Below are 25,316 nucleotides of genomic sequence, written 5' to 3' on the forward strand. Positions count from 1 at the left end.
GAAGGGGGTTGCGGGCTCCCGGTACGACGGCCCGCACCCCCCTCGCGTCCGGTATGCCGAACGTCGCGCAACGCTTCACGCAGACTTCGTCCAACCCCTTGCCGAAGCCTTAGCCGAAGGTTAACGTCCGGCACCGCACCCCCGTTTGAGCCATCTGGCGCTGAGCCGCTCCCGTCATGGGCGCATCGCCGCAGTCGCAGCCGCACTCCAGACAAGGACGTCAACATGTCGGCACTGAGCAACAGCAACTGGGACCGCCGAACCGTACTGCGGGCCGCGATGGGCCTGGCCGCCGCGGGCGGACTCGCCGCGTGCGGCGGCAACAACGGCCGTGGGGGCGGGTCGGGTTCGGGCGTCGGCCTCACCCAGTACTTCCACGCCTATGGCGAGGCGGGCGTCGAGCAGGCCGTCAAGAAGTACGCGAAGGCCTACGACAAGGCCGCCGTGAAAACCCAGTGGATCACCGGCAGCAACTTCGAGCAGAAGCTGTTCGCCGCGCTGCTGACGGAGAACGCGCCGGACGTCTTCGAGTTCCACCCGCAGATCCAGCTCATCAAGAGCGGCCAGGTGGCGGACCTGACCGACATCATCGAGCCGGTCAAGAGCGACTTCAACCAGGCCGACATCACGTCCCACACGGTCGACGGCAAGATATACGGCGTCCGGATGATCGACGACCCGCAGTTCTTCTTCTACCGGCCCTCGCTGTTCGAGAAGGCGAAGGTCGAGGTGCCGACCACGCTGGAAGAGCTGATCGAGGCCGCCGACAAGCTCACCACCAGCAAGGTCAAGGGCGCCTTCCTCGGCAGCGACCTCACCCCGGTCCAGCACAACCTGATCTGGTCGGCAGGCGCGGACACCCTCACCGCGGACAACCAGCCCGCCTTCAACACCGACGCCGTCGCGGACGGCCTGAAGCAGCTGCGCTCGCTGTTCACCAGCGGCAACCTGCTGCTCGGCGCCCCCACCGAGTGGTGGGACCCCTCGGCGTTCACCCAGGGCCTGACCGCGATCCAGTGGTGCGGCATGTGGGCCATGCCGGCCATGCAGCAGGCGCTCGGCGACGACATCGGCGTCTTCCCCTTCCCGAAGGTCGGCTCGGCCGGCAAGGAGTCGGTGTACAACGGCGGCTGGTCGATGTTCGTCAACGCCAAGGGCAAGAACGTCGACGCGGCCAAGGAGTACGTCAAGTGGCTGTGGATCGACCAGAAGGAGTACCAGGAGGACTTCGCCACCTCCTACGGCTTCCACATCCCGCCGCGCACCTCCCTCGCCGAGTCCGCGACCAAGCTGAAGTCCGGTCTGCCGGCCGAAGGCGTCAAGCTGTTCAACGAGTTCGGCCACTTCGACAACATCGGCTGGACCCAGGCCATGATCGCCGCGTTCAACGACGTGATGGCGAACTCCGTCCGCAAGGACGACGACCCGAAGGCACAGCTCGCCGCGTGTGAGAAGAAGGTCGGCGCCGAGCTCAAGAAGCTCTTCGGATAGGCCGCCGGACGGATCTCGACATGTCGACCACCACCACACAAGGGGTCGCCTCCCCCGCCCCGGCCAAGGTCTCCGAGCACCGGCCGCGGCGGGGCCTCAGGGCGAACAGCACCCTCAACTTCTGGCTCTTCACCGGGCCGTTCCTGATCGGCCTGGTGATCTTCGTCTTCGTGCCCATCGGCTGGAGCGTCTGGCTCAGCTTCTTCGAGGCACGCTTCACCGTCACGCCGAGCGAGTTCGTCGGCTTCGACAACTACCGGCAGATCCTCACCGACACCGACTTCCGCAACTCCCTGGTCACCTTCACCGTGTTCGCCGCGTTCATCGTGCCCGCCACCTGGGCCATGTCGCTGGGCCTTGCGCTGCTGGTCAACCGGCTGCGGTTCATGCGGGCGTTCTTCCGGTCGGTGTTCTTCCTGCCCACCGCGGTCAGTTATGTCGCGGCCGCGCTGATCTGGAAGATGTCGCTCTTCAACGGCGTCCGCTTCGGCCTGGCGAACACCGTCCTGGGCTGGTTCGGCATCGACAACATCGCCTGGCTCGCGGTCCCCGACCCGCCCTGGTACTGGCTGGTCATCGTGACCGTACGGCTGTGGCTCCAGTCGGGCTTCTACATGATCCTGTTCCTCGCGGCGCTCCAGAACATCCCGCGGGAGCTGTACGAGGCCGCCGCCATCGACGGCGCCAAGCCGGGCTGGCAGACCTTCCGGTACATCACACTGCCCCAGCTGCGGGCGACCTCGACCGCGGTGATCCTGCTGCTGCTCATCGCCGCCTACCAGGCCTTCGACGAGTTCTTCAACCTGCTCTCCAAGGCCACCTGGGGCCAGCCGCCGCTGGTCGAGCTGTACAAGATGGCCCTCGGGGAGAACCAGAACTACGGCGTGGGCAGCGCGGGCGCGGTCGTCCTGACCCTCCTGATCTGCGTGGTCACACTGTTCCAGGGCAGGCTCATGGGTTTCGGAAGGGGTGAGGAGTCCAAGTGACCACCACAGCACCCGACCTCGGGAAGGCGACCGAGCCGGCCAAGAACAGGCGCGGCGGCGGCGTCATCGGCAACACGGGCCTGTACGTCGCGGCAGGTGTCGCGGCCCTCCTCTTCCTGATCCCCTTCTATCTGATCGTCCGCAACGCGCTGATGACGGACCCGGAGATCACGGGCGAGAACTGGAAGTGGTTCCCCACCCAGATCCAGTGGGGCAACATCACCGAGCCCTTCGACGACACCACCGTCGACTTCGCCCGGTCCCTGTGGAACTCCGTGGTCGTCGCCGTCCTGCACACCACCGGCATCCTGCTGATCTGCTCGATGGCCGGCTACGGCCTGGCCCGCATCCCGTACCGACACGCCAACAAGGTGTTCTACGCCGTGCTGTCGACCCTGATGGTTCCCACGGCCGTCACCTTCGTACCGAGCTTCGTCCTCGTGTCGTCCCTCGGCTGGGTGGACAGTTACCGGGGACTCATCATTCCGGGCCTGTTCAGTGGTTTCACGTGCTTTCTGTTCCGGCAGTACTTCCTGGGGTTCCCGAAGGAGCTGGAGGAGGCGGCACGCGTGGACGGGCTCGGCTACTGGGGTGCGTACTGGCGTGTCGTCGTGCCGAACTCGCTGAACTTCTTCGCGGCGATCGCCACGATCACGTTCATCAACGGCTGGAACGCCTTCCTGTGGCCCCTGGTCATCGGCCAGGACCCGAGCGCCTGGACCGTCCAGGTCGCGCTGTCGTCGTACATGACCAACCAGACCGTCAACTACCACCTGATCTTCATGGCCACGGCCATTTCCATCCTGCCCCTGGTGTTCGTGTTCCTCTTCCTCCAGCGCTGGCTGGTCCAGGGGATCGCACAGACCGGCATCAAGGGCTGAGCAAGGAGACAGATGTCTTTCCGCACCTCCCCCTCCGTCGACTACGTAGAGGACGTCTCCCCCGGGACCGGGGCGCTGCCGCCCCGTGCCTGGTACGCCGTCTCGGACGCGAAGTCCCTGTCCCTGAACGGCGACTGGCGCTTGAGGCTGTCGGCGACCGCCGACGCCGAGGACGACTCGTTCGCGGCGGAGGGCTACGACGCCGGGGACTGGGCCGAGGTCACGGTCCCCGGCCACTGGGTCCTCCAGGGCGACGGCGCGTTCGGCGGGCCGATCTACACCAACCACCTCTACCCGTTCCCGGTGGACCCGCCCCGTGTCCCGACCGAGAACCCGACCGGCGACCACCTGCGCGTCTTCGACCTGCCGGCCGAGTGGCCGACCGACGGTACCGCCGTCCTGCGCTTCGACGGCGTCGAGTCCTGCGCCCGGGTCTGGCTGAACGGCACCGAGCTCGGCGAGTTCAAGGGTTCCCGGCTGCCGCACGAGTTCGCCGTCGGGGAACTGCTGAAGCCGGCCGGCAACGTGCTCGCGGTGCGGGTGCACCAGTGGTCGGCGGGCTCGTACCTGGAGGACCAGGACCAGTGGTGGCTGCCCGGCATCTTCCGTGACGTCACCCTGCTGCACCGCCCGGAAGGCGGCGCGGACGACTTCTTCGTGCACGCCTCCTACGACCACACCACGGGCGAGGGCACCCTGCGCGTCGACTCCGACGTCGACGGGCGGGTGTCCGTGCCCGGCCTCGACATCGATGTCGCGACCGGTGAGCGGGTCACGGTCCCGGTCGAGCCGTGGTCCGCGGAGACGCCGAGGCTGTACGACGGCGAGCTGATCACGCCCGGCGAGCGGGTGCCGCTGCGCATCGGCTTCCGTACGGTCGTCCTCGAGGACGGCCTGATCAAGGTCAACGGGAAGGCGGTCCTGTTCAAGGGCGTCAACCGGCACGAATGGCACCCGGAGAAGGGCCGTGCCCTCGACCTGGAGACCATGCGCGAGGACGTGCTGCTGATGAAGCGGCACAACCTCAACGCGGTGCGCACCTCGCACTACCCGCCGCACCCGGCCTTCCTCGACCTGTGCGACGAGTACGGCCTGTGGGTCGTCGACGAGTGCGATCTGGAGACCCACGGCTTCACCGAGCAGGGGTGGCGGGACAACCCCGTCGACGACGACCGCTGGACCCCGGCCCTGCTGGACCGCGCGGCCCGCATGGTCGAACGGGACAAGAACCACCCGTCGATCGTCCTGTGGTCGCTCGGCAACGAGGCCGGCACCGGTCGCGGGCTGACCGCGATGGCCGAGTGGATCCACGGCCGGGACCTCTCCCGGCTCGTGCACTACGAAGGCGACTCGACCTGCCGGGACACGGACGTGTACTCGCGGATGTACGCCTCCCACGCCGAGGTCGACAAGATCGGTCGGCACCTGGACGGCGGCACCGGCCGGCGCCGTGAACTCCCCTTCATCCTGTGCGAGTACGGCCACGCCATGGGCAACGGCCCCGGCGGCCTCGCCGACTACCAGCGGCTGTTCGAGGCCCACGACCGGGTCCAGGGCGGCTTCGTCTGGGAGTGGATCGACCACGGCATCGAGCACCCCGAGCTGGGCTACGCCTACGGCGGCGACTTCGGCGAGGAGTTGCACGACGGCAACTTCGTCTGCGACGGGCTGGTCTTCCCGGACCGGACTCCCTCGCCCGGGCTCGTCGAGTACAAGAAGGTCATCGAGCCGGTCCGCATCGAGGGTGACGGGGCGGACGGCACGGTACGGGTGACGAACGCGTACGACTTCGCCGACCTCTCCCACCTGGAGTTCGAGTTCTCGTACCAGGTCGACGGAGCTCCCACGGGCGCGCACCCGCTCCCCGTGCCGCCGCTCGCGCCGGGTGAGTCGGCCGAGGTCAAGCTGCCCGCCCCCGCCCCCGACGGCGACGGCGAGGAGGTCCAGTGGACCGTGCGTGCGTTGCTCGCCGCGGACACCTCCTGGGCGGGCAGGGGACATGAGGTGGCGTGGGCACAGCGGACCGTCGCCCCGCGTGCGCCGCTTGCGGCGGCCACCGGTGCCGGGCCGACGGCCGACGGTGATCGGATCGTGCTCGGCCCGGCGGTGTTCGACGCCCGCACCGGGACCCTGCGGTCCATCGGCGGGGTGGACGTCACGGGGCTGCGCCTCGACGTGTGGCGTGCCACCACCGACAACGACGACGGTGCCTCCTGGCAGGACGACACCCGGTACGGCCTGCTGTGGCGGAAGCTGGGCCTGCACCGGATGCGGCACCGGCTGGACGGCGTGACGGCCGACGCCGACGCGCTGACGGTCCGCACCCGGGTGGCGCCGGCCGCCCGGGAGGTGGGCCTGCGCACGCAGTACCGGTGGACGTCCGACGGAACCCTGCTGCGGCTGACCGTGTCGGTCGTCCCCGAGGGCGACTGGAAGGTGCCGCTGCCCCGGCTGGGCGTACGGTTCGGGCTGCCGGCGGCGTCCACCGGTGCCGCGGCCTGGTTCGGCAGTGGCGGCGAGGCGTACCCGGACACCAAGGCCGCGGCCAAGCATCTCCAGTGGGACGCGAGCGTCGGGGAACTCCAGACGCCGTACGTCCGTCCGCAGGAGAACGGCGCCCGGGCCGATGTGCGCTGGGTGGAGCTCGGCGGGCTCAGGATCGAGGGCGAGCCGGAGTTCTGGTTCAGCGCGCGGCCCTGGACCAACGAGCAGTTGGACGCCGCCCGGCACCTCACCGATCTGGTCCCGGGAGACACCGTGTGGGTCAACCTCGACCACGGCCAGCACGGCATCGGTTCGCAGTCGTGCGGGCCGGGTCCGCTGCCGCAGTACTTCCTCAAGGCCGAGCCGGCGGAGTTCTCGTTCGTGTTCTCGGCCGCCGAGTGAAGACCACCAGGCGGACACCATGAATCGATCGACCGATTGATCGACTTTCCGCAATCGTCGTGACGTCGCCCGCGGCCGGCCGGCAGCCTTGCCGGCCGGCCGCGACCTGCGCTCTTTGCTAGGGAGTTGAAGCCACTTGGCCGGCAGCATCGAGGTACGCCGCCTGTCCCGGACCTTCCACACCACCGTCCGCCGCCCCGGTTTCGCCGGCGCGCTCCGCTCACTCGTCAACCCGGAGAAGGTCGCCAAGCATGCCGTGCGCGACGTGACCTTCTCCGTCGCTCCCGGCGAACTCCTGGCCCTGCTCGGCCCGAACGGCGCCGGCAAGTCCACCACCATCAAGATGCTCACCGGCATCCTCACCCCGACGTCCGGCTCGTGCAGCGTCGCGGGTGTGGTGCCGTACGAGGAGCGCGAGCGCAACGCCCGTAACATCGGCACGGTGTTCGGGCAGCGCACCCAGCTGTGGTGGGACCTGCCGGTGCGCGAGTCGTTCGCGATCCTGCGGGACATCTACGAGGTGCCGAAGGCCGAACACGCGGCGCGCCTGGCGGAGTTCGACGACCTCCTCGACCTGTCCTCCTTCTGGGGCACCCGGGTCCGTCATCTCTCCCTCGGCCAGCGGGTGCGCTCGGACCTGGCGGCCGCGCTGCTGCACGACCCGCCGGTGGTCTTCCTCGACGAGCCGACCATCGGCATGGACGTGGTGGTCAAGGAGCAGGTGCGGGAGTTCCTGCGGCACCAGGTGGCCCAGCGCGGCCGTACGGTCCTGCTCACCACCCATGACATGACGGAGGTCGAGCGGCTCGCGGAGCGGGTGGTGCTCATCAACCACGGGCGGCTCGTCCTGGACGGCACGCTCGACGAGATCCGCCGCAAGTTCGGCTCGACCTGGCAGGTGCGGGTGACACTGGCCGACGCGCACGCCGAGGTCGGCGCGCTGCCGGGTATCGCGCTGCTGCGCCGCGAGGGCCCGCAGGCCGTCTTCGGCCCGGACGGTCCCGACGCGCCGACCGTGCACCAGGCGCTGAAACACGTCATCGAGCGGTACGAGGTGACCGACCTGGCCCTGCACGAGGCGGACCTGGAGGACGTGATGCGCGCCGCGTACGTCCATGCCGGTCCCGCGGCGGAGGGAGCCTGAGGTGGCCGCCGTCCCGCACGGCTGGCGGGCCGCCCGCGTGACGCCGCTCGGTGAGCTGCACACACCGCCCCGGATGACCGCCGTCCTGCTGCGGCTGACCGTGCAGGTGGTCCTGGTGGCGTCGCTGTGGCGTGGCCTGTACGCCCACACCGGTACGACCGCCGGACTGACCCGCGACCAGGCGGTCACCTATGCCGTGCTGGCCGTACTGGCCTCCCGGTTGCGCGAGTTGGACCAGCACGCGGGCCGGGACACGGTGCTCCAGCACATGCACTTCGGCACGATCGTCTACTGGTACCTGCGTCCGCTGCCGCCGCAGCGCTACTACGCGCTGCGCGCGCTCGGCGAGCAGGTGTACGGGCTGGCGTGGGCGCTGGGCGGATACGCGGTGTGTCTGGCCGCGGGAGTGGTGGAGCCCCCGGAGTCGGCCGCCGTGGCGGGGGTGTTCGCGGTGAGCATGCTGCTGGGCCAGTGCGTCCTGTACTACGTCATGCTCCTGCTGGACCAGATGTGCTTCTTCACCATCCGCAACAACTCCGCGATGCTGATCCTGATCTTCGCGCAGAACCTGCTGTCCGGGGTGTACGCGCCGCTGTGGTTCTTCCCGGACTGGTTCATCACGGTGAGCGGCTTCCTCCCCTTCCAGGCGACGCTGAGCGTGCCGCTGTCGATCTACGTCGGCCGGATCGAACTGTCCGACGCCGGGGCCCAGTTGGCGGTCCAGGCGGGCTGGGTGCTGGTGCTGGCGCTGTTCACCCGGTGGGTGTGGCGGCGGGCCGCGCGGCGCGTGATCGCGCAGGGAGGCTGAGATGTCGCTGAAGGCTCTGCGCATCGTGTGGCGCGTCTCGCTGCTCAACATCCGGGCCGCGATGGAGTACCGCGCCGAGTTCCTGCTGAACATCGCGATAGGCGCGATCTGGCAGATGTCGGTGATCGTGTTCGCGACGGTGCTGTTGGCCCGGTTCACCGGGATGGGCGGCTGGGACAGTGCGGACGTGCTGCTGATCCCGGCGATCCGGATGCTCGCCCACGGTCTGTTCGTCCTGCTGCTGGGCCGGATGCACTTCATCGGCCGCCAGGTCCAGGAGGGGCGGATCGACATCTATCTCCTGCGCCCGATGCCGGTGCACCGCCAAGTCCAGCTCGACCACTTCCCCACCAACGCGATCGGCGACCTGACGGTCGCGGCGGGCCTGATGGCGGGCGCGCTCAGCCGCAGCACCCTGGACTGGACGGCGGGCCGGGTCCTCTACCTGATCGCCGCGGTCGTCGGCGGCATGCTCCTGGAGGCGGCCCTGTTCACGGCGGTGGCCTCCGCGTGCCTGCGCTACCCGGCCGCCGACTACTGGGGCCGCTGGCTGGAGGAACTCCTCGGCACCTTCGGCAGCTACCCCCTGAACGTCCTCCCGAAGGCGGTCGGCGGCTTCCTCACCTTCGCCCTCCCCCTGGCGTTCGTCGCATACTTCCCGGCCGCGACCCTGACAGGCCACGCCACAGCGGTCCCGCACTGGCTGGCCGCGTCGTCGCCGCTGCTGGGGCTGGTGGCGTATCTGGGGGCCCGGGCCCTGTGGCGGTGGGCGCTGAGGCACTACACGGGGGTGAACGGCTGACAGGAGCGTCGTCCGACGGGGACGCGGGAGGCGTGCGAGGACGGTCGGGGCCGGCCCGTCCCTCGCGCTTCGCCTCGTGCGTCATCCGCCCCCCGTCGGTCCGCGGCACCGGACGTCGATCGAACGCCTGGCACCCTACGGGCGTCGGCGGCCGTCGCGGAACAGCGCCTCAGTGATCGGCGCAGCACGGCGTGGGATCGGGCACCTCGAACGGTACGAGTGTCCCGCCCACCGCCGGCATCGCGGTCAGTACGAGTTGGCCGTCGAGCCACTGCGGGCGCACGTGATCGCCCGTCAGGACGCATGCGTCGGCGGCGGGTCGGCCCGGCGTGCCCAGGACCGTCACACGGTCGATCGCGGACAGGGACAGCACCTCCGCGATCGTCAGGGTGCCGGTCAGCGCCGTCACGCCCGGGTAGAGAACCGCCCGGCCCACCGCGTCCGGCAGCCCCGGTGACACCTCGTACCCCCCGGCCACGAGCCGCTCCTGGGCGGTACGCAGGAGCGGCTCGGACGGGAGGGTGAGGGAGAGAGCGACCCGCGGGCGCTCTCCCCGCACCAGGTGGGTGCAGCCGAACGTGCCTTCGGGGAGGGCGAGTTCGGCTGCCAGGGAGTGGAGCAGGTGGTCGGCGGAGCGGAGGTCCCTGACACCCGCGTCGACGGTCAGAACGTACGGTGTCACGAGGGCAGGACCCACACCGGGTTGGAGTAGAACCACAGGTCGCGCCACGGGTCGGCGTCGCCGACGACGTCGATGGCCGGGCCGGCCGGGTCCACGGCGGCGCCCATCGCGCCGACGGCACCACGGTTGCCGTCGGTGCCGCGCACCCGGACGTAGACGGGGTGGTCGACCCTGCCGAGGTCGTAGGTGAGGCGGACCGTGCCGGACGACTTGTTCACCTCGTAGGACTTGACCACCTTGGCCGTCGGTGCGGTGAAGGTGTCCTTGTCCTTGGCCGGTCCGGTGACATCGCCCTGGATGACGTCGACGCGGGCCAGCTTCGGCACGAACCCGGCCCAGTTGGGGCCGCCGGCCATCGCCACGTCGACGGTCAGCTTGACGTCGGTGCCCTTGCGGACGTGCAGGGCGCCGCCGAGCGTGGCCCAGCGGTGGCCGCCGGTCACGCGGACGTCGAGGCCGCTGAGCAGCCGGCCGTGGTCGACCCAGATGCGGCCGGCCCGGATGCCCTCCATGACGGCGGCGTAGGAGAAGCCGTCGGAGCCGACGTGCGTACGGCTGTACTGGCCGGGCCAGTAGTCGCCCTGGGTGATGTCGATCTGGCCGGCGTAGACCGGGTCGTCGTAGCGGCCGTTGGCCTCGAAGTTGCCGCCGCCGCGCGCGGCGGTGTCGGCGTAGACCTGGTGGGAGTCGGAGTTGGCGGTGATCCACCACGGCTTGCCCTCGGCGAGGAGGCTGTCCCACAGGCCGCCGACGGTCGCCGTCATCCAGTCGAAGCCGCCCCAGGTGCGGTAGCTCTCCAGCGGGTAGCCGGCGAAGGAGTTGGCGCTGGGGTTGTTGTCGTAGATGCCGCGGGCGCGGCCCGGGCCCATCGGCGCGGGCAGGCCGGCGGCCTGGTGGCCGGGGGCGCCCTCGAAGCCGATGGCGATCTGGCGGGTACGGCCCGCGTCACGCCAGTTGCGGATCTCGTGCGGGGAGTCGACACCGCGCCGCGCCGGGTGGTTGGCGAGCATCAGCGCGTCCTTGACCTTGCGGCGCTGGACCTGCTCGGCGAGGAAGTCGAGTCCGGCGATGGCGAGGGCCTCGTTGGCGGGCGTGGAGTCGCTCGCGCCCTTGACGCTGCCGTCGTAGTCGGTCTCGAACTGCTTGAGGACGGAGACCTCGTTCTTGCCGGGGTGGACGAAGACGGTGCCGTGCTCGGCGCCCGGGATGTTCCACTCCAGGCCCTGGAAGACCAGGGTGTCCTCGTAGGCGTCGCGGGCGTCGAGGATGTCGGGGTTGACCTTGTCGACGCCGATCTTGGCGTGGGTGACGCTGCCGTGGTCGGTGATGACCAGCCAGTCCATGCCGTGCTTGGCGCCCTGGCGGACCTGGTCGACGACGCGGTACTTGCCGTCGCTGCTGTACTGGGTGTGGATGTGGTGGTCACCGGCCAGCCACAGGAAGCCGTTGCCGCGGCGGCCGCCGGAGGCCGGAGCCGAGGCGGTGGACGCGGCCGGCGCGGCGGCAGCGGCGGCGGTCGGGGCGACGACGCTCGCGGCGGCCAGCCCGGCACCCATCAGACCGGCCCGGCGCAGCAGGGTACGGCGCGACTGCTGCTCCGGGGTCAGGGCCTCGTCGGGCACGGAGGGGTCGAAGGCGGCGGGCAGATCGGCGGCCCCGGCCTCGTGCGTGTGGTCGTGGTCGTGCCCGTGGTGGTGATGGCCGTGCGAGTGCCCGTGTCCCATGAACGCCTCCTGGGATGCCGCTGTGTGCCGGCGGCTGCCTTCATACGGCGCTGTTACGCCGCCTGTGGAGGATCAAGGCGAAACATGAACATTGAACAAGCGACGCATGGCCACCGAGTGCCACCGACGCGGCGGAACGCCCCGCCGCTCACTGTTTCCCCAACGACCCTTGTACGTCAGCCTGGTTGACATCGAACCTGAACATCGCTCACCTTCAGCGTTCAACTTCTTCGTCATCCCCGGAGACTCCCCCACCATGAGAAGACTGATCGGCACGATCGCGGCGGCCGCGCTCGCCCTCACCGGCCTCACCGCCACCGCGGCGACCCCCGCGACGGCCGCCACCTCCGGCTCCTTCAACGTCCTGACGTACAACATCGCGGGCCTCCCCCTCGGCCTCGGCGACAGCGACCCCGAGACGAACACCCCGCTCATCGGACAGCGCCTGGCTCCGTACGACATCGTCAACGTGCAGGAGGACTTCAACTACCACGCGTCGCTGTACGCCAACGACACTCACCCGTACCGCACGGCGACCAGCGGTGGCGCGGGCTTCGGCGACGGCCTCAACACCCTCTCGGACCTTGCGTTCGAGGACTTCGAGCGGGTGAAGTGGAAGGACTGCACCGGCACCAACTGCCTCACCCCGAAGGGTTTCTCGCTGGCCCGGGTGCGGCTGGCCGAGGGCGTGTTCGTGGACCTGTACAACGTCCACACCAACGCCGACTCGGACGACGCGGCACTCGCCGCCCGCCGGGCCAACGTCGAGCAGCTGTCGGACTTCATCCAGGCCAACTCCTCCGGCAACGCGGTGATCGTCATGGGCGACACCAACACCCGCTACACGCGCACCGGCGACAACATCCGCACGCTGGCCGGCGAGAACGGCCTCACCGACGCCTGGGTCCAGCTGGTCAGGGGCGGCACACCCCCGGCGGCGGGCAGTGACGCGCTGGTGTGCGACGCGACGGCCCCGACCGACGCGTGCGAGGTGGTGGACAAGGTCCTGTACCGGGGCAGCGATCTGCTGACCCTGAACGCCACCCAGTACCACAACGACTGGGCGAAGTTCCTGCGCGCGGACGGCGAGCATCTCTCCGACCACTTCCCGCACACGGTCGACTTCTCCTACACCCTCAACTCGTCCCTGAGGGCGAGCGACTTCTTCGGCGGCCCGCACGGCACGGCCTTCAACGACGCCGACGACCTCCCGGCCACACCCGCGCCCCGCACCCTCACCCTGCGCGGCGGCTCCCGCCTGGACGCGGTGTCCCTGACCCACGACGCGGGCCCGGCCCTCACCCACGGCGGCACGGGCGGCACGGCGACGTCCCTGACCCTGACCTCCGGCGAGCACCTCACCTCGGTGAAGCTGACGCAGGGCCAGAAGGACGGCCGTACGCGGATCTTCTCGGCGGCCTTCACCACGGACAAGGGCCGCACCCTGTCCTCCGGGACGGCGACATCGGACGCGAAGACCTTCACCGCGCCGTCGGGCCGGCAGATCGTCGGGTTCACGGGACGGTCGGGCGACGAGATCGACAAGTTGGGGGTGCTCTACGCGCCGATCGGGTGACGTGGCGAGACGTTCCTCCGGCTCGGGTCGAGAGCACTAGGATCGTGCCTAGGCGCTTTAGGTTCCGCATCCGGAGGAAGTCGGAGGACACACCCCCATGGCCCGCGCAGGACTCACCCCCGACCGGCTCGCCGCGGCCGCCGCCGAGCTCGCCGACGAGGTGGGGTTCGAGAACGTCAGCCTGTCCGCGCTGGCACGGCGGTTCGGGGTGAAGGACGCGAGCCTGTACTCGCATGTGAGGAACCTCCAGGACCTGCGGACGCGCGTCGCGCTGCTGGCCGGCGGCGAGATGATCGACCGGATCGCCGTGGCGGTGGCGGGGCGCGCCGGCCGGGACGCGCTGGCCGCCTTCGCGGACGCCTACCGGGAGTACGCCCTGCGGCACCCGGGACGGTACGCGGCGACCCAGATCCGGATCGACCAGACCCTCGTCGCCGACTCCCCCGCCATGCGCCGTACCGCCGAGATCACCTACGGCATGCTCCGCGCCTACGGCCTCGACGAACCCGACCTCACCGACGCCGTCCGCCTGCTGCGCAGCACCTTCCACGGCTTCTGTGCCCTGGAGTCCACCGGCGCCTTCGGTGCTCCCCGGGACGTGCGGGTGTCCTGGGAGCGCGCTGTCGACGCCCTGCACGTGACGCTCACCAACTGGCCACGGAAGCAGCCCGACGGGCGACCGCCCCAGTTGTCACCCTGACCACTTAGACTGGAAGCTTCGCGGAGGTCACACACCGCCACGACGGGGGAGGGAGCGCGTCTTGTCCCAACAGCAGCTCGGACGCGGCCCCTTGAGGTCCCGTCGGCCCGGCCCCACCCCTCCCACCGCCGACGAGGAACCCCCGGACACCTCTCCTCCGGCGCGCTTCGTCGGCTGGCTCGGCGGCCTGGGCGCCGCGGCCGCCGGGTACGGCGTGTTCCAGTTCCTGTTCAGTGTGCTGCCCGACTCCCTCGACGGCTCGGCCGCCCGGTATGTGATCTCCGGCGTCAGCGGCCTCGGCACCTTCGTCGCGGCCTGGCTGGCGGCGGCGCTGTTACGGGCGCGGACGGCCTCCGCCGCCGACAGCGGACGGGTCACCACCGTCGGACCCGCCGCCCTGGCGCCGGGAGCACCCGGGCCGCTCCCCGCGGTGTTCGCCGCCGCCTACGACACCCTGGTCGACCAGGTGTCCGTGGTGACCGACCCGGAGCGCGGGCGCCTCGTCGGCTGGCCGCACTCCCTGGGCGAGGACACCCCGTCGCGGCCCACTCCGGTCGGCACCGCGTACGGCCTGCACATCATGCTCGACCTCGGTGTGCCCGAGGGCCGGCTGAGCACCGGCGAACTGGTGGACACGCTGTGGCGGCTGCGGCTCCCGGACGGCGGCTGGTCGGCGCGGTCGCAGGGCTCAGAGGCGCGCCCCGAGGTCACCGCGCTGGTGCTGGGGGCGCTGGCCCGCGCGGGCGCGTCCGCCGAGCGGCTCACGGCCGAGGTGGACCGGTGCACCGACGGTTTCACCCGCCAACTCGACCGGGCCGGACGGGAGTCCACCCATGTCGTGACGACGGTGCTGCGCGGGCTGCTGCGCGCCGCGCCCCGCTCCGAGATCCTGCCCGCGCTGCGCGAGGCCCTCGCGGACGGCGCGATCAGCGACCCGCGCCGCGACCATCTGCGCTGCTGGGGCTACCGTCTCCAGCCGCCGTACGGCAGGCCGTCCCCGCTGCACACCGCGCAGGCGGTCGTCGCCCTGGACCGGGCCGCCCGGGTCCTGGGCGAGGAGGGCGACGCGCGCGCCGCCCGCGCCCGCGCGGCCCGCGAGGACGGCATCCGCTGGCTGCTGTCCTGCCCGGACGCGCCGCACGACACCTGCCCGGACCTGGCCAACCTCCACGAGGAGGTGCGCCGCCCACGCACCGACGACCCCACACGCCACGAGGTGCTGAACGTACGGCACTTCACCGCCTCCTGGGTGGCCCGCGCCCTGTTCACGCCGGGTGCCCTGGAGATCGCCCGCTCGGAGGGGCTTCAGGAGGAGCTGCGGGTCCGGCTGGAGGGTGCCGTGGCCGCGGTGTGGGCGGGGCAGACGGACGGCATCTGGCTGTGGGGGCGGAGCGAGACCACCGAGCTGCGGCGGCCGATGTGGATGACCTATCAAGGTCTTTCGGCGCTGCGCGCGCATGCCGTATGGATGTATCAGCCGGAGGGCTGAGTGCGGGTCCCAACTCGAATGGGGAGAGCGGGCGTTGGAGGGTGAGTGCATGGGCGGTCGGCAGGTTCTGGCGGCGCGGCGGCTGCTGGCCGGATCGCTGGACGGCGAACTGCCCGAGCCCGACCTGGTGACCGCGGCCCGTGCCGTCGTGGCCGAACTCGGCGCCCCCGACCGGCTGTTGGAGCTGGTGAATGAACTCGCTTCCGGTGCCGGCGACCCGGAGGCGTGCGCCCGGCTGTCGTACCGTCATGTCCTGGGCTTCGACAAGCTGCTGCTGATCGACGGCGGTCCGCGGCAGATGCTGCGCGCGCATGTCTGGCATCCGGGTGCGGGCGCGATCGGCGAGGATGACATCCACAACCACCGTTCGCCGCTGGCCTCCCATGTCGTGCGGGGCCGGCTGGCCATGGAGCTGTACGAGGTCGACGACGCGGACGACGGCGGTATCGCGGCGGCCCGTTACGCGGAGTCGCTGGCGGAGAGGTCGGCCGACTGGGTGCTGAGGCCCGCCGGCCGGGCGCGGCTGCGGCTGACGCATGTGGGTCAGTACACGGCGGGCAGCTCCTACGCCCTGCCCGCGCACACCCTGCACCGGGCCTGGTGCGACACGGACGCGCCGACGGTGACGCTGTTCCTGGAGACGGGTGCCGAACGGCGGCGCCACACCGATGTGTTCACGGCGGCCGGCCCGCATCCGGGCGCGGTGGCGAAGGTGCCGCTGACGACGGAGGAGTATCTGGGGGCGCTGCGGGAGCTGGCGGAGCGACTGCGGACTCTGTGAGGAACTCCCTGCCGGAGGACTCCGGCTCAGAACTCCGTGAAGGCCTGCCGGACGATGTCGAGGTTGTACTCGTCGATGTCCACGGTGGTCAGCTCGGCCCGGGCCAGCCAGGCGGCGTCCTGGTCGGGCTCGGGCAGGGTGAGCGCCCTGGTCAACGGCCGGACCAGGAAGTTCTCCTGCCAGTTCTTGATCTCGTGGCCGCGGTAGTCGCTGAGGAAGGACGACTCGCCGACCTTGCGGACGATCTCGCCGAGCAGGCCGGTCTCTTCCTTCAGCTCGCGCAGGGCACCGTCCTCGGGACTCTCACCGGGTTCCAGCTTCCCGCAGGGAACGCCCCAGACCCGGGGCAGGAACCGCTCCTTCTCACTGCGGCGCACCAGAAGCACCCGCTGCCTGTCGTCCATCACGACGGCGGCCGCCAGTCGCCTGTCGCCGGGGATGTCCATGGCCATGGTTCCTCGGTCCCTCGCCGGTGATGAGTCCAAAGGGTGTGATACCCGGGAAAGAGTCAAGGCTAACAGGGACCTACCGGCGGCCGCTGTGAGTCGCGTCGCTCCCGCGGGCGAGCGCGTCCACATCGCCGTACGACGGGGCCGACCCGTCCGGCGTGCGTCCCGCCCGGATGTCCCGGACCGTCTCCAGCGCCGCGCCGAGCGCCCGCCGGTAGAGCAGCGAGCCGAGGCTGACCCGGCGGACGCCGAGGTCCGCGAGCTGTCGGAGGGTCGGACCGGCCGCGCTGTAGAGGATGTTGAGCGGACGGTCGACGTGCTTCACCAGGGCGGCGATCTCCCGGGGTTCGGTAAGCCCCGGCACGAACACCCCGTCGGCGCCCGCCTGTTGGTAGGCGTCGATCCGGTCCCGTGTCTCGGACGTGTCGCCGCCCAGCCAGTGGGTGTCGGTGCGGGCGTTGACGAAGAGGCCGGGTGCGGCGGCCTTGACGGCGGCGATCTTCGCCGCGTGCAGCGCGGGCGGGCCGAGCCGGTCCTCCAGGTTGATGCCGACGGCTCCGACGGCCGTCAGCTGCCGGGCGAACTCCGCCACCTCGTCGGGGTCGTCGCTGTATCCGTCCTCCGCGTCGACGGAGAGGAGGTACGGCCCCGAGCCGAGGGCCAGGGCGAGGCGGAGGGTCTCGTCGCGGGTCTCCGACGCCCCGTCGGGCAGGCCGACGGCCGCCGCGACACCGAGGCTGGTGGTGCCGACCGCGGGGAAGCCCTCGGCGGCGAGGGCGCGCGCCGAGGCGTGGTCCCAGGCGTTGGGCAGGAGGAGGATCTCGTCGCCGTGGTGGAGTTGGGCGAAGGTGGCGGTCACGGCGGTCTCCCTGCGGCGTCGGGTGGCGTTCTTCCGGGCGGTGTCCGTCCCGAGGGAAACGTTAGGCCCGGGTCACTTCGGTCCCGGCCGAAGCGAGCCGGCGCCCACGGCCGGCCTTCGGTCAGGGGCCGTATCGTTGCGCTGATCATCATCGCGACGAGCGCGCACGGGGGCACGCATGACCATTCACCGACCGGGTCGCCCGGAGGACCTTCCGCCGGGCGAGGTGCTGTGGGCGCGGTGGGCGCTGCTCGCGGCCGTCGAGGCGACCACCGAGGCGGAGGAGCGCCCGGCCGTGCACCGGACCGGCCACTGGATCGACGGGGCGGGCCTGCACCGGGACGACAGCGGCTGCACCTGGTGGATCCTGTCGCGCGGGGGCGAGGGCCGGTTCGTGCTCTACGGCGAGGACGAGTCGAGCGACGTGAAGTGGCACAGGCCGCCGATCGACATGCTGGCGGGCTGCCCCGACTGGCTGCCGCACGGGGAGCTGCGCGACCGGCTCGAAGGGTACGAACTGGGGTGCGTCTACTGGTACGAGGACGGGGCCTGGAGCCGCGCCCCCTACCCCGACAGCCTCAAGGACGACGGCCTGGACTGCGGCCTCGGCGACTTCGTCGACCGTGACCGCCTGCTGGGCGAGCTGGCGCTCCACATCGACGACGCAGCGGCCGTCCTGGCCGACGCCGAGGCCCACCGGCTGGAGGCACGGCTGCTGCTGGACCGGCTGGGCCCCACCGACCCCGACGGCGCCCCAAGAGACCTGCCCGCCGTCGCCAGAAGCCTCGACCGCGCGATCCTCGCCGGGCGGACCACGGCCCTCCAGGACAGCGGCCGGCCGGGCGCGGAGGCGTGACCGCTCAGCCCCGCACGCTGACGCCCTCCCCGTCCGTCAGCCGCGCCCGCACCTCGTGCCCGTCGCTCCAGCGGACGCGCATCCCGCCCTCGTCGTCGACGCGCACGGACACGAACTCGTCCAGTGGCGCGGGATCCGGCTCGGCCGTCAGACGGACGAGGGCGACGAAGAGGGTGGCTCCGTCGCCGGTCACGCCGGAGGACTCGCGACTCAGGCCGGCGACCGGGCGCAACTCGGCGCGCACGCCGTCCCGGCAGGCCCACCCGGTGACCCGCACCGGCGTCCCCGGCTCGGCGCCCGCGACCAGATGGGCCCGCACCTCGACGGCCCCGCGCGCGAGGACCAGGCTGGTGACCCGGACCCCGTCGCCGACGGAGTGCCGCGAGGCCACCCAGCCCTCCCCCACGCCCAGCGGCACGATGTCCGTACGGCCCGGATCGGCGCCGACGAGCACACTGTTGTCGTACGACGGTGAGGGCGCCGTCACCGTCGAGTAGGCGAGGCGCGTGTAGTACGGGTCGTAGCGGACGTCCTCGCTGCCGTGGTTGTGGAGCCGGACCAGCCCGTCCGAACTCGTGGACTGGAGCAGCCAGTTGGGCGCGGCGACGGCGGTCACCGCGTCCGTGCGCTCGGCCGGGCCCGGCTCCTCGGTGGCCGTCCAGACCTCGTGGTCGGCCGGGAGTAGCAGGGCGAGGAATGCCTTGCCGGCCCAATAAGGGGACGCGGGGCCCGAATAGCCTTGCAGGACCGTCTCGTCGGGGCCGTGCCAGCCCAGGGTCAGCAGACCGTCGGCGTCCACGGCGCCGCGTTCCAGGAAGTACTTCAGCGCGCCGGAGGCCAGCCGTCTGGTCTCACCGGGGGGCAGGGGCGTGTGCCCGCTCAGCGCGCCCAGCCAGAGCGGCGCCGTCGTCGCGAAGCGGTACGTCAGTGACCGGCCCTGCATCAGCGGGGCGCCGTCGCCGCCGAACAGCCGGGCGTAGTCGGCCAGATGGCGCGAGAGCCGGCCGCCGTACAGGTCCAGGAGCCGTGCGTCGCCCGCGAGCCAGGCGTGCAGCACCGGGTACAGGTGCATCGCCCAGCCGTTGTAGTAGTCGTACTTCCGGCCGTCGCCGTCGGTGTACCAGCCGTCGCCGACGTACCAGTCCTCGATGCGGGCCAGGCCCCGGTCGATCGCCTTGCGGGACTCTTCGGGCTCGTGGCCGATCTCGTCGAGGAAGCCGCCGACGGTCACCGGGAACAACTCCCAGTTGCAGGGCCAGGCTTCGGCGGTCAGCGCGTCCCCGAGCCAGGCCGCCGCCCGCTGCCGCACCGGGTCGTCCAGCCGGTCCCACAGCAGTGGCCGGGTCAGTCGCAGCGCGAGCGCGATCGAGGCGGCCTCGACCAGCGGCTGGCCGCGGTCCTCGATCCGGGGCCAGACACCGGACACCCCGGCCGCGAGTCCGTCGGCGTAGCGCTCCAGTGCCGTCTCGTCCCGGCGGAAGGCGGCGAGGAGCAGCGTACGGGCGTAGCCCTCCAGGCCGTCGGAGAGACGCCCCGACCAGCTCTCGTGGTCGCCGGGGAGGTGGTAGAGGGCGCGGTCCTCGGTGGCGTACGGCTCGACGGCGGCGAGCAGGGCGTCGGCGGCGGCCTCCCAGTGGGCGCGGGTGTAGCCGGTGCGGGGGCTGAGGGTGCGGTCGTCGGGGGGCAGGTCCATCGGGCCTCTCTCTGGGCGGCTCGGTCCAGGCCTGGGGCGCCCCGGTTCCGGTCGGAGCGCCCCAGGGGTTCATCCCACCCGCACCAGGCCCCGTGGCACCAGATGCCGGGCGACGAGTTCGTCGCGCACCAGGCCCGCGTACACCGTGGCGCCGTGCGCCGAGGTGTGGGTGTTGTCCCGTTTCTCGTTGTAGAGATACAGCGCCTTGGACGCCTCGACGCCGAGCGACTCCACCAGGGCCTTGCTCTTCGCCGTCAGGTCGATCAGGGGGACGTGCCGGGCGGCGGCGACCGAGCGGACGACCGCGGGGTGGTCCACGCCCAGGCCGTTCACGAGCAGGGCGGTGTCGTTGTCGAGCGTGCCGTCGGCGTTGAACCAGCGACGGACGATCGGGGTCACGAGAACCGGTTCGCCTCCCTTCTCACGCACACCCGCCACCAGTGTCTCCAGATTCGCGCGGTACGTCGCCCCGTCGGTCGTCTTGTCGTTGTGCGCGAGCTGGATCAGGACCAGGTCGCCAGGGCGGATCCGCGCCCGCACGGTGCCCCACAGACGGGCGTCGGCCAGATAGCTGACCGTGCTCTCGCCGGAGTCGGCGTAGTTGGCGACCGACAGGCCCCGGCGGAGGTACCGCGGCAACTGCTGGCCCCAGCCGGAGTACGGGTCGCCGGGCTGGTCGCAGACCGTGGAGTCGCCGACGAGGAAGAGCCGGCGGGCGTGGGCGGCCGGGGTGACCTCGATGTCGGCGAGTGCGGGGGCGGAGCCGCCGAACACCAGGTCCAGGCCGGGAGTTCCGTCGGGGCCGGTGGGCTCACCTTCGGGCGTACGGACGTTCACCGTGAAGCTCCGGACGACGCGCTCGCCCGCCGGGACGGCCGTCTCGGGGAGCAGGGCGCGGCGCGTCTCGCCGGTCACGCTCGTGCTCGACGCGGCCTCGCCGCCCAGGCGGACCTTGACGTCGTAGGTGCCCGGCGGGACATCGACGTGGCAGGTGCTGCCGGTGCAGTCGCCCCGCACCCGGGCATGGGCCGGCACCGCTGTCAGCACGGTGCCCAGGGTGGCCGCCACCAGCGCGGCGATGGTGAAACGTCTCATACGCGACTCCTCGCTCGGATGGACCCGGCGTGCGCCCTGGACCGTACACGCTTCCACAAGCGCTTTCTAGACGACCGCACCGACTCCGTGAACTGCCCAGCACCAAGCCAGCGCAAGCCCTTTCGCGAAATCGATTCAACTGTCACTCTGCACAGCACCCGCACCCCCACGCCCCGAAGGAGGCACCCCCATGTCCGGATCCCACGGCAGATCCGTTCGCCGCCGCACCTTCGTCCTCGGCGCCACGGCCGCCGCCGGCTCCGCGGCCCTCGCCGGCACCGCGCGCGCCGCGGCCTTCGGCTGGAGCGACGACGGCTCGAACTACGTCGTCGACACCGGCGCCGACCTGGTCTTCAAGGTCAGCAAGACCAACGGCGATCTGACCTCGCTGGTCCACCGCGGCACGGAGTACCAGGGCTACGGCGGCATGAACTCGCACATCGAGTCCGGCCTCGGCACCTCCACCGTGTCCCTCACACAGTCGGGCTCGACGATCCTGATCTCGGTCGCGTACGGCACGCTGCGGCACTACTACGCGGCCCGCAGCGGCGAGAACAACGTCTACCTGTGGACGAACAAGGCCGACACGTCCGTGTCCGCGACCCGCTACATCCTGCGCGTGAAGAAGGGCCTGTTCCTCAACGACGAGCCCGACTCCTACACTTACGCGCCCACCGCCGTCGAGGCCTCGGACGTGTTCGCGAAGTCCGACGGGCAGACCCGCTCGAAGCACTACTCCAGGCTCCGGGTGACGGACTACGACTACGTCGGCTGGTCCGGCGGCGGCGTCGGCCTGTGGATCGTGCGCAGCAACCACGAGAAGGCGTCCGGCGGCCCGTTCTACCGCTCCCTGCTGCGGCACCAGAGCGCGGACGGCGGCGGCCTGTACGAGATCCTGTACTACGGCCAGAACCAGACCGAGGCCCAGCGCTTCGGCCTCCAGGGCCCGTACGTCATCGCCCTCACCGACGGCGGGGCGCCCTCCTCGGCGCTGTTCCCGGGCACGCTCACCACCCCGTGGGCGGACTCGCTCGGCATGTCCGGGTACGTCGGCGCGAGCGGGCGCGGCAAGGTGGCGGGGGTCGGGATCTCCGGGCGGAACACGGCGTACCCGTACACGGTCGGGCTCGCCAACTCGGCGGCGCAGTACTGGGGTTCGGCGCGCGCCTCGGACGGATACTTCTCCATCGGAGGTGTGCTGCCGGGGACGTACACGCTGACCGTCTTCAAGGGCGAACTCGCTGTGTACACGGGGTCGGTGACGGTCACGGCCGGTGGCACGACCACGCTCAACACGATCGCGATCCCGTCGTCGAACGACCCGGGGAACGCGAGCGCGATCTGGCGGATCGGCGACTGGAACGGCACGCCGAGCGGCTTCAAGAACGCCGACCTGATGACGTACGCGCACCCGTCCGATGTCCGGGCCGCGTCCTGGACCGGCAACGTGGTCGTCGGCAACAACGAGACGGCGTCCTTCCCCTGCTACCTCTGGAAGGACGTCAACAGCGGAATCCTGGTGTACTTCAAGCTGACGGCGGCCCAGGCGGCGGCCGCGCACACCCTGCGGATCGGGGTGACCACGGCGTACGCCAACGGCCGCCCCCAGATCACGGTCAACGACACGTGGACGTCCGCGATCCCCTCCCCGCCCACCCAGCCGAGCACCCGGTCGCTGACCAACGGCTCCTACCGGGGCAACAACCACACGTTCACGTACAGCGTGCCGGCGTCCGCCTGGAAGACGGACACCGGCCAGTACAACGTGCTGAGGATCGACGTCGTGAGCGGTTCGGGGGCGACCGGCTATCTCAGCGCGGGCACGGCGGTCGACGCGATCGACCTGCTCACCTGACGGCGTCTCATGTTCCGCGTGTCCACTGCTGATTGGTACCGCTGCCGCAGGTGTACGTGATGACGGCGGCGGAGTTGGCGGTGGACGCGCCGTTCACGTCCAGGCACTCGCCGGTGGCGCGGGAGACGACGTTCACATAGCTGCCCGTGGTCCTGACCGACCACTGCTGGCCGGTCGCGGAGGCGTTGCAGTTCTCCTGGGTCACCGTGGTCGCGTTCTCCTGGACGCACAGGGAGCTGTGCCGGGTCATCAGCTGGTAGTAGCCGCCGCCGACGGACTTGAACCAGTACTTCTGGTTGCCGCCGCCGTTGCAGTCGTACTGCTTGATCTGGGCGCCCGCCCACGGGGACTGGCTGGTGACGTCGGCGCAGCGTCCGCTGTGCCGGGCGATCAGCGTGTTGTACGTGGCGCTCGTGCCGCTGACCGTGCCGGTGGCCGTGTCGACGGTGACCTCCGGCGACCAGGACAGGGACATCGAGGTGGAGGAGGGGAAGGTCAGCGGCAGCCAGACGTAGCGGGAGTCGTTGACGGTGCCGCCGAAGGAGTTGCCCCAGCGGTCGCCCAGGTAGAGGTACGAGGTGGTCGAAGTGCCCTGCACGGGAAGGACGTACGCGGTCTGCGAGCCGTACGTCGTGGCGTCGCCGATGTTGGTCATCGCGGTCCACGGGCCGGCGATGTTCGTGGCGGTGGCGTACTGCTGCTGGTTGGGGTTCCAGCCGGTGGCGCCCGAGGTCAGCATGAAGTAGACGCCGTTCCGCTTGAACAGGGCGGGGGCCTCGCGGTGACCGCCGTGCCAGGGGTCCGCGACCAGGGCGGCGATGCCGGTGTAGTCGCCGGTCAGGCGGTAGATCTGGAGATCGTAGTTCTCGCGGGCGGCGGAGACCATGTAGCCGGTGCCGTCGGTGTCGACGAAGACGGTGATGTCGCGGGACATGTGCTGGCCGAGCGGGCGGAAGCTGCCCTGCCAGGTGTAGTCGCCGTCCACGGTGTCGGAGACGGCGACGGCGGCACGGGCCTCGCTGTAGTCGGTGCCGTTCTCCTTGTGCATCCACATGACGAACTTGCCGGTGGCCGCGTTGTACATGACCTTCGGGCGTTCGATGTTGGCGGTGGCCAGTTCGGACGCGCTCGACTGGGTCAGGACGTGGTTCCTGAACTCCCAGTTCTTCAGGTCGGTGGAGCGGTAGGCGTCCACGTACCGGAAGGTGTTGTCGGCGTTGCGGTGCTCGCCGAACCAGTAGTAGTACGTGCCGACCTTGAGGGCACCGCCGCCGTGGGCGTGCACCGGGTTGCCGGAGGTGTCGGTGAACTGGGTGCCGGTGGTGACGGTCTGGGGTGCGGCCTGGGCGGGGGCGGCGGTGACGAGGGCGCCGGCCAGGGCCAGACACAGGGCGAGCAGCACCGCGTACGCACGTCTCATCTCAGTCGCTCTCCTTCACGGTGTCCGCCACGGGTATGCCGAAGTCGGGGGTGCCGTCCGGGTTCCAGCCGAGGCGTTGGACGCGGGTGTGCCGGTTGGGGTCGTTCAGCGGGTCGCCGACGATCTCCTTGTACTGGCGGGCGTGGTACACGAGGACATCGCTGCGGCCGTCCTCGGCGACGGTGAAGCAGTTGTGGCCGGGGCCGTACTGCCGGGTGGTGTCGTTGCTGGTGAAGACGGGAGTCGGGGACTTCGACCAGCTCGCCGGGTCCATGAGGTTGGCGTCGGCGTCGACGGTCAGCATGCCGACGCAGTAGTGGTGGTCGGTGGCGGACGCCGAGTAGGTGAGGAAGACGCGGCCGTTGCGCTTGAGGGCGTACGGCCCCTCGTTGACCTTGAAGCCGACGCACTCCCAGTCGTACTCCGGTGTGGACAGCCGAATCTGAGGTCCCGTCAGGGTCCAGGGGTTCGCCATCTCCGACAGGAACAGACCGGTGTTGTTGTCCATGCCGGGTTCGTGCTGCGCCCAGCAGAGGTAGCGGGTGCCTCGGTGGGTGAAGGTCGTGGCGTCCAGGGAGAAGGTCTCCCAGGCGGTCTTCACCTGGCCCTTCTCCACCCAGGTGCCCTTGAGGGGGTCGGGGTGGGCGTTCTCCAGGACCCAGATGCGGATGCTCCAGATGTCCTCGGCGGGCGCGGCGGCGAAGTAGACGTACCACTTGCCGCCGATGCGGTGCAGTTCCGGCGCCCAGATGTGCGCGCCCATGTCGCCGGTGGCGTGGGCCCGCCAGATGACCGACTCGGCGGCCGTGGACAGCCCGTTCAGGGTGCGGGAGCTGCGCAGGACGATGCGGTCGTACTCGGGGGCGGTGGCCGTGAAGTAGTAGCGGCCGTCGGTGTGCCGGTGGATGTGGGGGTCGGCGCGCTGCTCGACGAGGGGATTTCGGTAGGGGGCCGGCCTCGGGGGCGCGGCGTGGGCGACGCCGGGGACGGCCGCGGCGGCGGTCAGGGCACCGGCGGCCGCGGCGCTCTTCAGCAGCAGTCTGCGGCTGGGGACTTGGACTTCGGGCAGGTCGTCTTCGCGGCTCATACGGAGACTGCCTCTCGGGGTTCTCAGGGGGGAGTGTTCGAAATTGCGGACA

General features: G+C 70.8%; 21 protein-coding genes. 13 read left to right on the plus strand and 8 right to left on the minus strand.

The genetic code is table 11. The annotated features are described in order from the left end of the window. The first annotated feature begins 225 nt into the window (after positions 1 to 225). From ACIQWG_RS31805 to ACIQWG_RS31835, 7 genes are all read left to right on the plus strand, one after another. On the plus strand, positions 226 to 1,491 hold the full coding sequence (locus ACIQWG_RS31805; protein ID WP_404101954.1) for an ABC transporter substrate-binding protein: 1,266 nt from the start codon (positions 226 to 228) through the stop codon (positions 1,489 to 1,491). Positions 1,492 to 1,511: 20 nt separating this feature from the next. After that, positions 1,512 to 2,477: a carbohydrate ABC transporter permease gene (locus ACIQWG_RS31810; RefSeq protein ID WP_404101955.1), complete on the plus strand. Its 966-nt coding sequence runs from the start codon at positions 1,512 to 1,514 to the stop codon at positions 2,475 to 2,477. Beyond that, a complete protein-coding gene (locus tag ACIQWG_RS31815) occupies positions 2,474 to 3,358 on the plus strand; it encodes a carbohydrate ABC transporter permease (protein WP_404101957.1) in 885 nt (294 codons plus the stop codon). Before ACIQWG_RS31810 ends, ACIQWG_RS31815 begins: the two co-directional genes overlap by 4 nt. A gap of 12 nt (positions 3,359 to 3,370) precedes the next feature. Beyond that, on the plus strand, positions 3,371 to 6,244 hold the full coding sequence (locus ACIQWG_RS31820) for a glycoside hydrolase family 2 TIM barrel-domain containing protein (RefSeq protein WP_404101959.1): 2,874 nt from the start codon (positions 3,371 to 3,373) through the stop codon (positions 6,242 to 6,244). A gap of 136 nt (positions 6,245 to 6,380) precedes the next feature. Further along, positions 6,381 to 7,388: an ATP-binding cassette domain-containing protein gene (locus ACIQWG_RS31825; protein WP_404101960.1), complete on the plus strand. Its 1,008-nt coding sequence runs from the start codon at positions 6,381 to 6,383 to the stop codon at positions 7,386 to 7,388. A gap of 1 nt (position 7,389) precedes the next feature. After that, positions 7,390 to 8,196: an ABC-2 family transporter protein gene (locus ACIQWG_RS31830; protein ID WP_404101962.1), complete on the plus strand. Its 807-nt coding sequence runs from the start codon at positions 7,390 to 7,392 to the stop codon at positions 8,194 to 8,196. Position 8,197: 1 nt separating this feature from the next. Continuing rightward, positions 8,198 to 8,998 (plus strand): ABC transporter permease, encoded by an 801-nt coding sequence (locus ACIQWG_RS31835; RefSeq protein WP_404101963.1) that lies wholly within the window; start codon positions 8,198 to 8,200, stop codon positions 8,996 to 8,998. A 169-nt stretch (positions 8,999 to 9,167) separates the two neighbouring features. Here the strand turns inward: ACIQWG_RS31835 and ACIQWG_RS31840 are convergent, their stop codons facing one another. Together ACIQWG_RS31840 and ACIQWG_RS31845 are read right to left on the minus strand one after the other, a co-directional pair. Beyond that, complete coding sequence (locus ACIQWG_RS31840) at positions 9,168 to 9,680, minus strand: hypothetical protein (protein ID WP_404101965.1); 513 nt, start codon at positions 9,678 to 9,680, stop codon at positions 9,168 to 9,170. Beyond that, positions 9,677 to 11,404, minus strand: a complete 1,728-nt coding sequence (locus tag ACIQWG_RS31845; RefSeq protein ID WP_404101967.1) for a PHP domain-containing protein — start codon at positions 11,402 to 11,404, stop codon at positions 9,677 to 9,679. The genes ACIQWG_RS31840 and ACIQWG_RS31845 overlap by 4 nt, the downstream gene beginning before the upstream one ends. Before the next feature lie 256 nt (positions 11,405 to 11,660). On the opposite strand from ACIQWG_RS31845, the gene ACIQWG_RS31850 reads away from it, so the two are divergent. The 4 genes from ACIQWG_RS31850 to ACIQWG_RS31865 all read left to right on the plus strand — a co-directional run bounded on the left by ACIQWG_RS31850 (position 11,661) and on the right by ACIQWG_RS31865 (position 15,950). After that, a complete protein-coding gene (locus ACIQWG_RS31850; RefSeq protein ID WP_404101969.1) occupies positions 11,661 to 12,980 on the plus strand; it encodes a jacalin-like lectin in 1,320 nt (439 codons plus the stop codon). 97 nt (positions 12,981 to 13,077) lie between these two features. Then, positions 13,078 to 13,680 carry a WHG domain-containing protein gene (locus ACIQWG_RS31855; protein WP_404101971.1) on the plus strand — a complete coding sequence of 201 codons (603 nt, stop codon included), beginning with the start codon at positions 13,078 to 13,080 and terminating at the stop codon, positions 13,678 to 13,680. Between the two features lie 61 nt (positions 13,681 to 13,741). Continuing rightward, positions 13,742 to 15,169 (plus strand): hypothetical protein, encoded by a 1,428-nt coding sequence (locus ACIQWG_RS31860; RefSeq protein WP_404101973.1) that lies wholly within the window; start codon positions 13,742 to 13,744, stop codon positions 15,167 to 15,169. A gap of 49 nt (positions 15,170 to 15,218) precedes the next feature. Further along, positions 15,219 to 15,950: a hypothetical protein gene (locus ACIQWG_RS31865; RefSeq protein ID WP_404101975.1), complete on the plus strand. Its 732-nt coding sequence runs from the start codon at positions 15,219 to 15,221 to the stop codon at positions 15,948 to 15,950. 26 nt (positions 15,951 to 15,976) lie between these two features. Here the strand turns inward: ACIQWG_RS31865 and ACIQWG_RS31870 are convergent, their stop codons facing one another. Beyond that, on the minus strand, positions 15,977 to 16,402 hold the full coding sequence (locus ACIQWG_RS31870; RefSeq protein ID WP_404101977.1) for an NUDIX hydrolase: 426 nt from the start codon (positions 16,400 to 16,402) through the stop codon (positions 15,977 to 15,979). Positions 16,403 to 16,475: 73 nt separating this feature from the next. Next, a complete protein-coding gene (locus ACIQWG_RS31875; protein ID WP_404101979.1) occupies positions 16,476 to 17,258 on the minus strand; it encodes an isocitrate lyase/phosphoenolpyruvate mutase family protein in 783 nt (260 codons plus the stop codon). A 178-nt stretch (positions 17,259 to 17,436) separates the two neighbouring features. Between ACIQWG_RS31875 and ACIQWG_RS31880 the strand changes: the two genes are divergently transcribed. Then, entirely contained in the window at positions 17,437 to 18,114 is a 678-nt protein-coding gene (locus ACIQWG_RS31880) for a hypothetical protein (protein WP_404101980.1), read from the plus strand. 4 nt (positions 18,115 to 18,118) lie between these two features. Here ACIQWG_RS31880 and ACIQWG_RS31885 read toward each other — a convergent pair whose 3' ends face one another. Both ACIQWG_RS31885 and ACIQWG_RS31890 read right to left on the minus strand, forming a co-directional pair. Next, positions 18,119 to 19,807, minus strand: coding sequence for a DUF2264 domain-containing protein (locus ACIQWG_RS31885; RefSeq protein ID WP_404101982.1), 1,689 nt, complete (start codon positions 19,805 to 19,807; stop codon positions 18,119 to 18,121). Positions 19,808 to 19,876: 69 nt separating this feature from the next. Then, positions 19,877 to 20,902 carry a rhamnogalacturonan acetylesterase gene (locus ACIQWG_RS31890; protein WP_404101984.1) on the minus strand — a complete coding sequence of 342 codons (1,026 nt, stop codon included), beginning with the start codon at positions 20,900 to 20,902 and terminating at the stop codon, positions 19,877 to 19,879. Positions 20,903 to 21,092: 190 nt separating this feature from the next. On the opposite strand from ACIQWG_RS31890, the gene ACIQWG_RS31895 reads away from it, so the two are divergent. Next, positions 21,093 to 22,757: a rhamnogalacturonan lyase B N-terminal domain-containing protein gene (locus tag ACIQWG_RS31895; protein WP_404101985.1), complete on the plus strand. Its 1,665-nt coding sequence runs from the start codon at positions 21,093 to 21,095 to the stop codon at positions 22,755 to 22,757. A 7-nt stretch (positions 22,758 to 22,764) separates the two neighbouring features. Here ACIQWG_RS31895 and ACIQWG_RS31900 read toward each other — a convergent pair whose 3' ends face one another. Then, a complete protein-coding gene (locus ACIQWG_RS31900) occupies positions 22,765 to 24,177 on the minus strand; it encodes an RICIN domain-containing protein (protein WP_404101987.1) in 1,413 nt (470 codons plus the stop codon). Between the two features lies 1 nt (position 24,178). Continuing rightward, the gene (locus ACIQWG_RS31905; RefSeq protein ID WP_404101989.1) at positions 24,179 to 25,264 is read right to left on the minus strand and encodes a family 43 glycosylhydrolase; all 1,086 of its coding nucleotides are present in this window, start codon (positions 25,262 to 25,264) and stop codon (positions 24,179 to 24,181) included. Between the last annotated feature and the right edge of the window lie 52 nt (positions 25,265 to 25,316).

The organism is Streptomyces sp. NPDC098781 (assembly GCF_044759995.1).
Classification (GTDB): domain Bacteria; phylum Actinomycetota; class Actinomycetes; order Streptomycetales; family Streptomycetaceae; genus Streptomyces.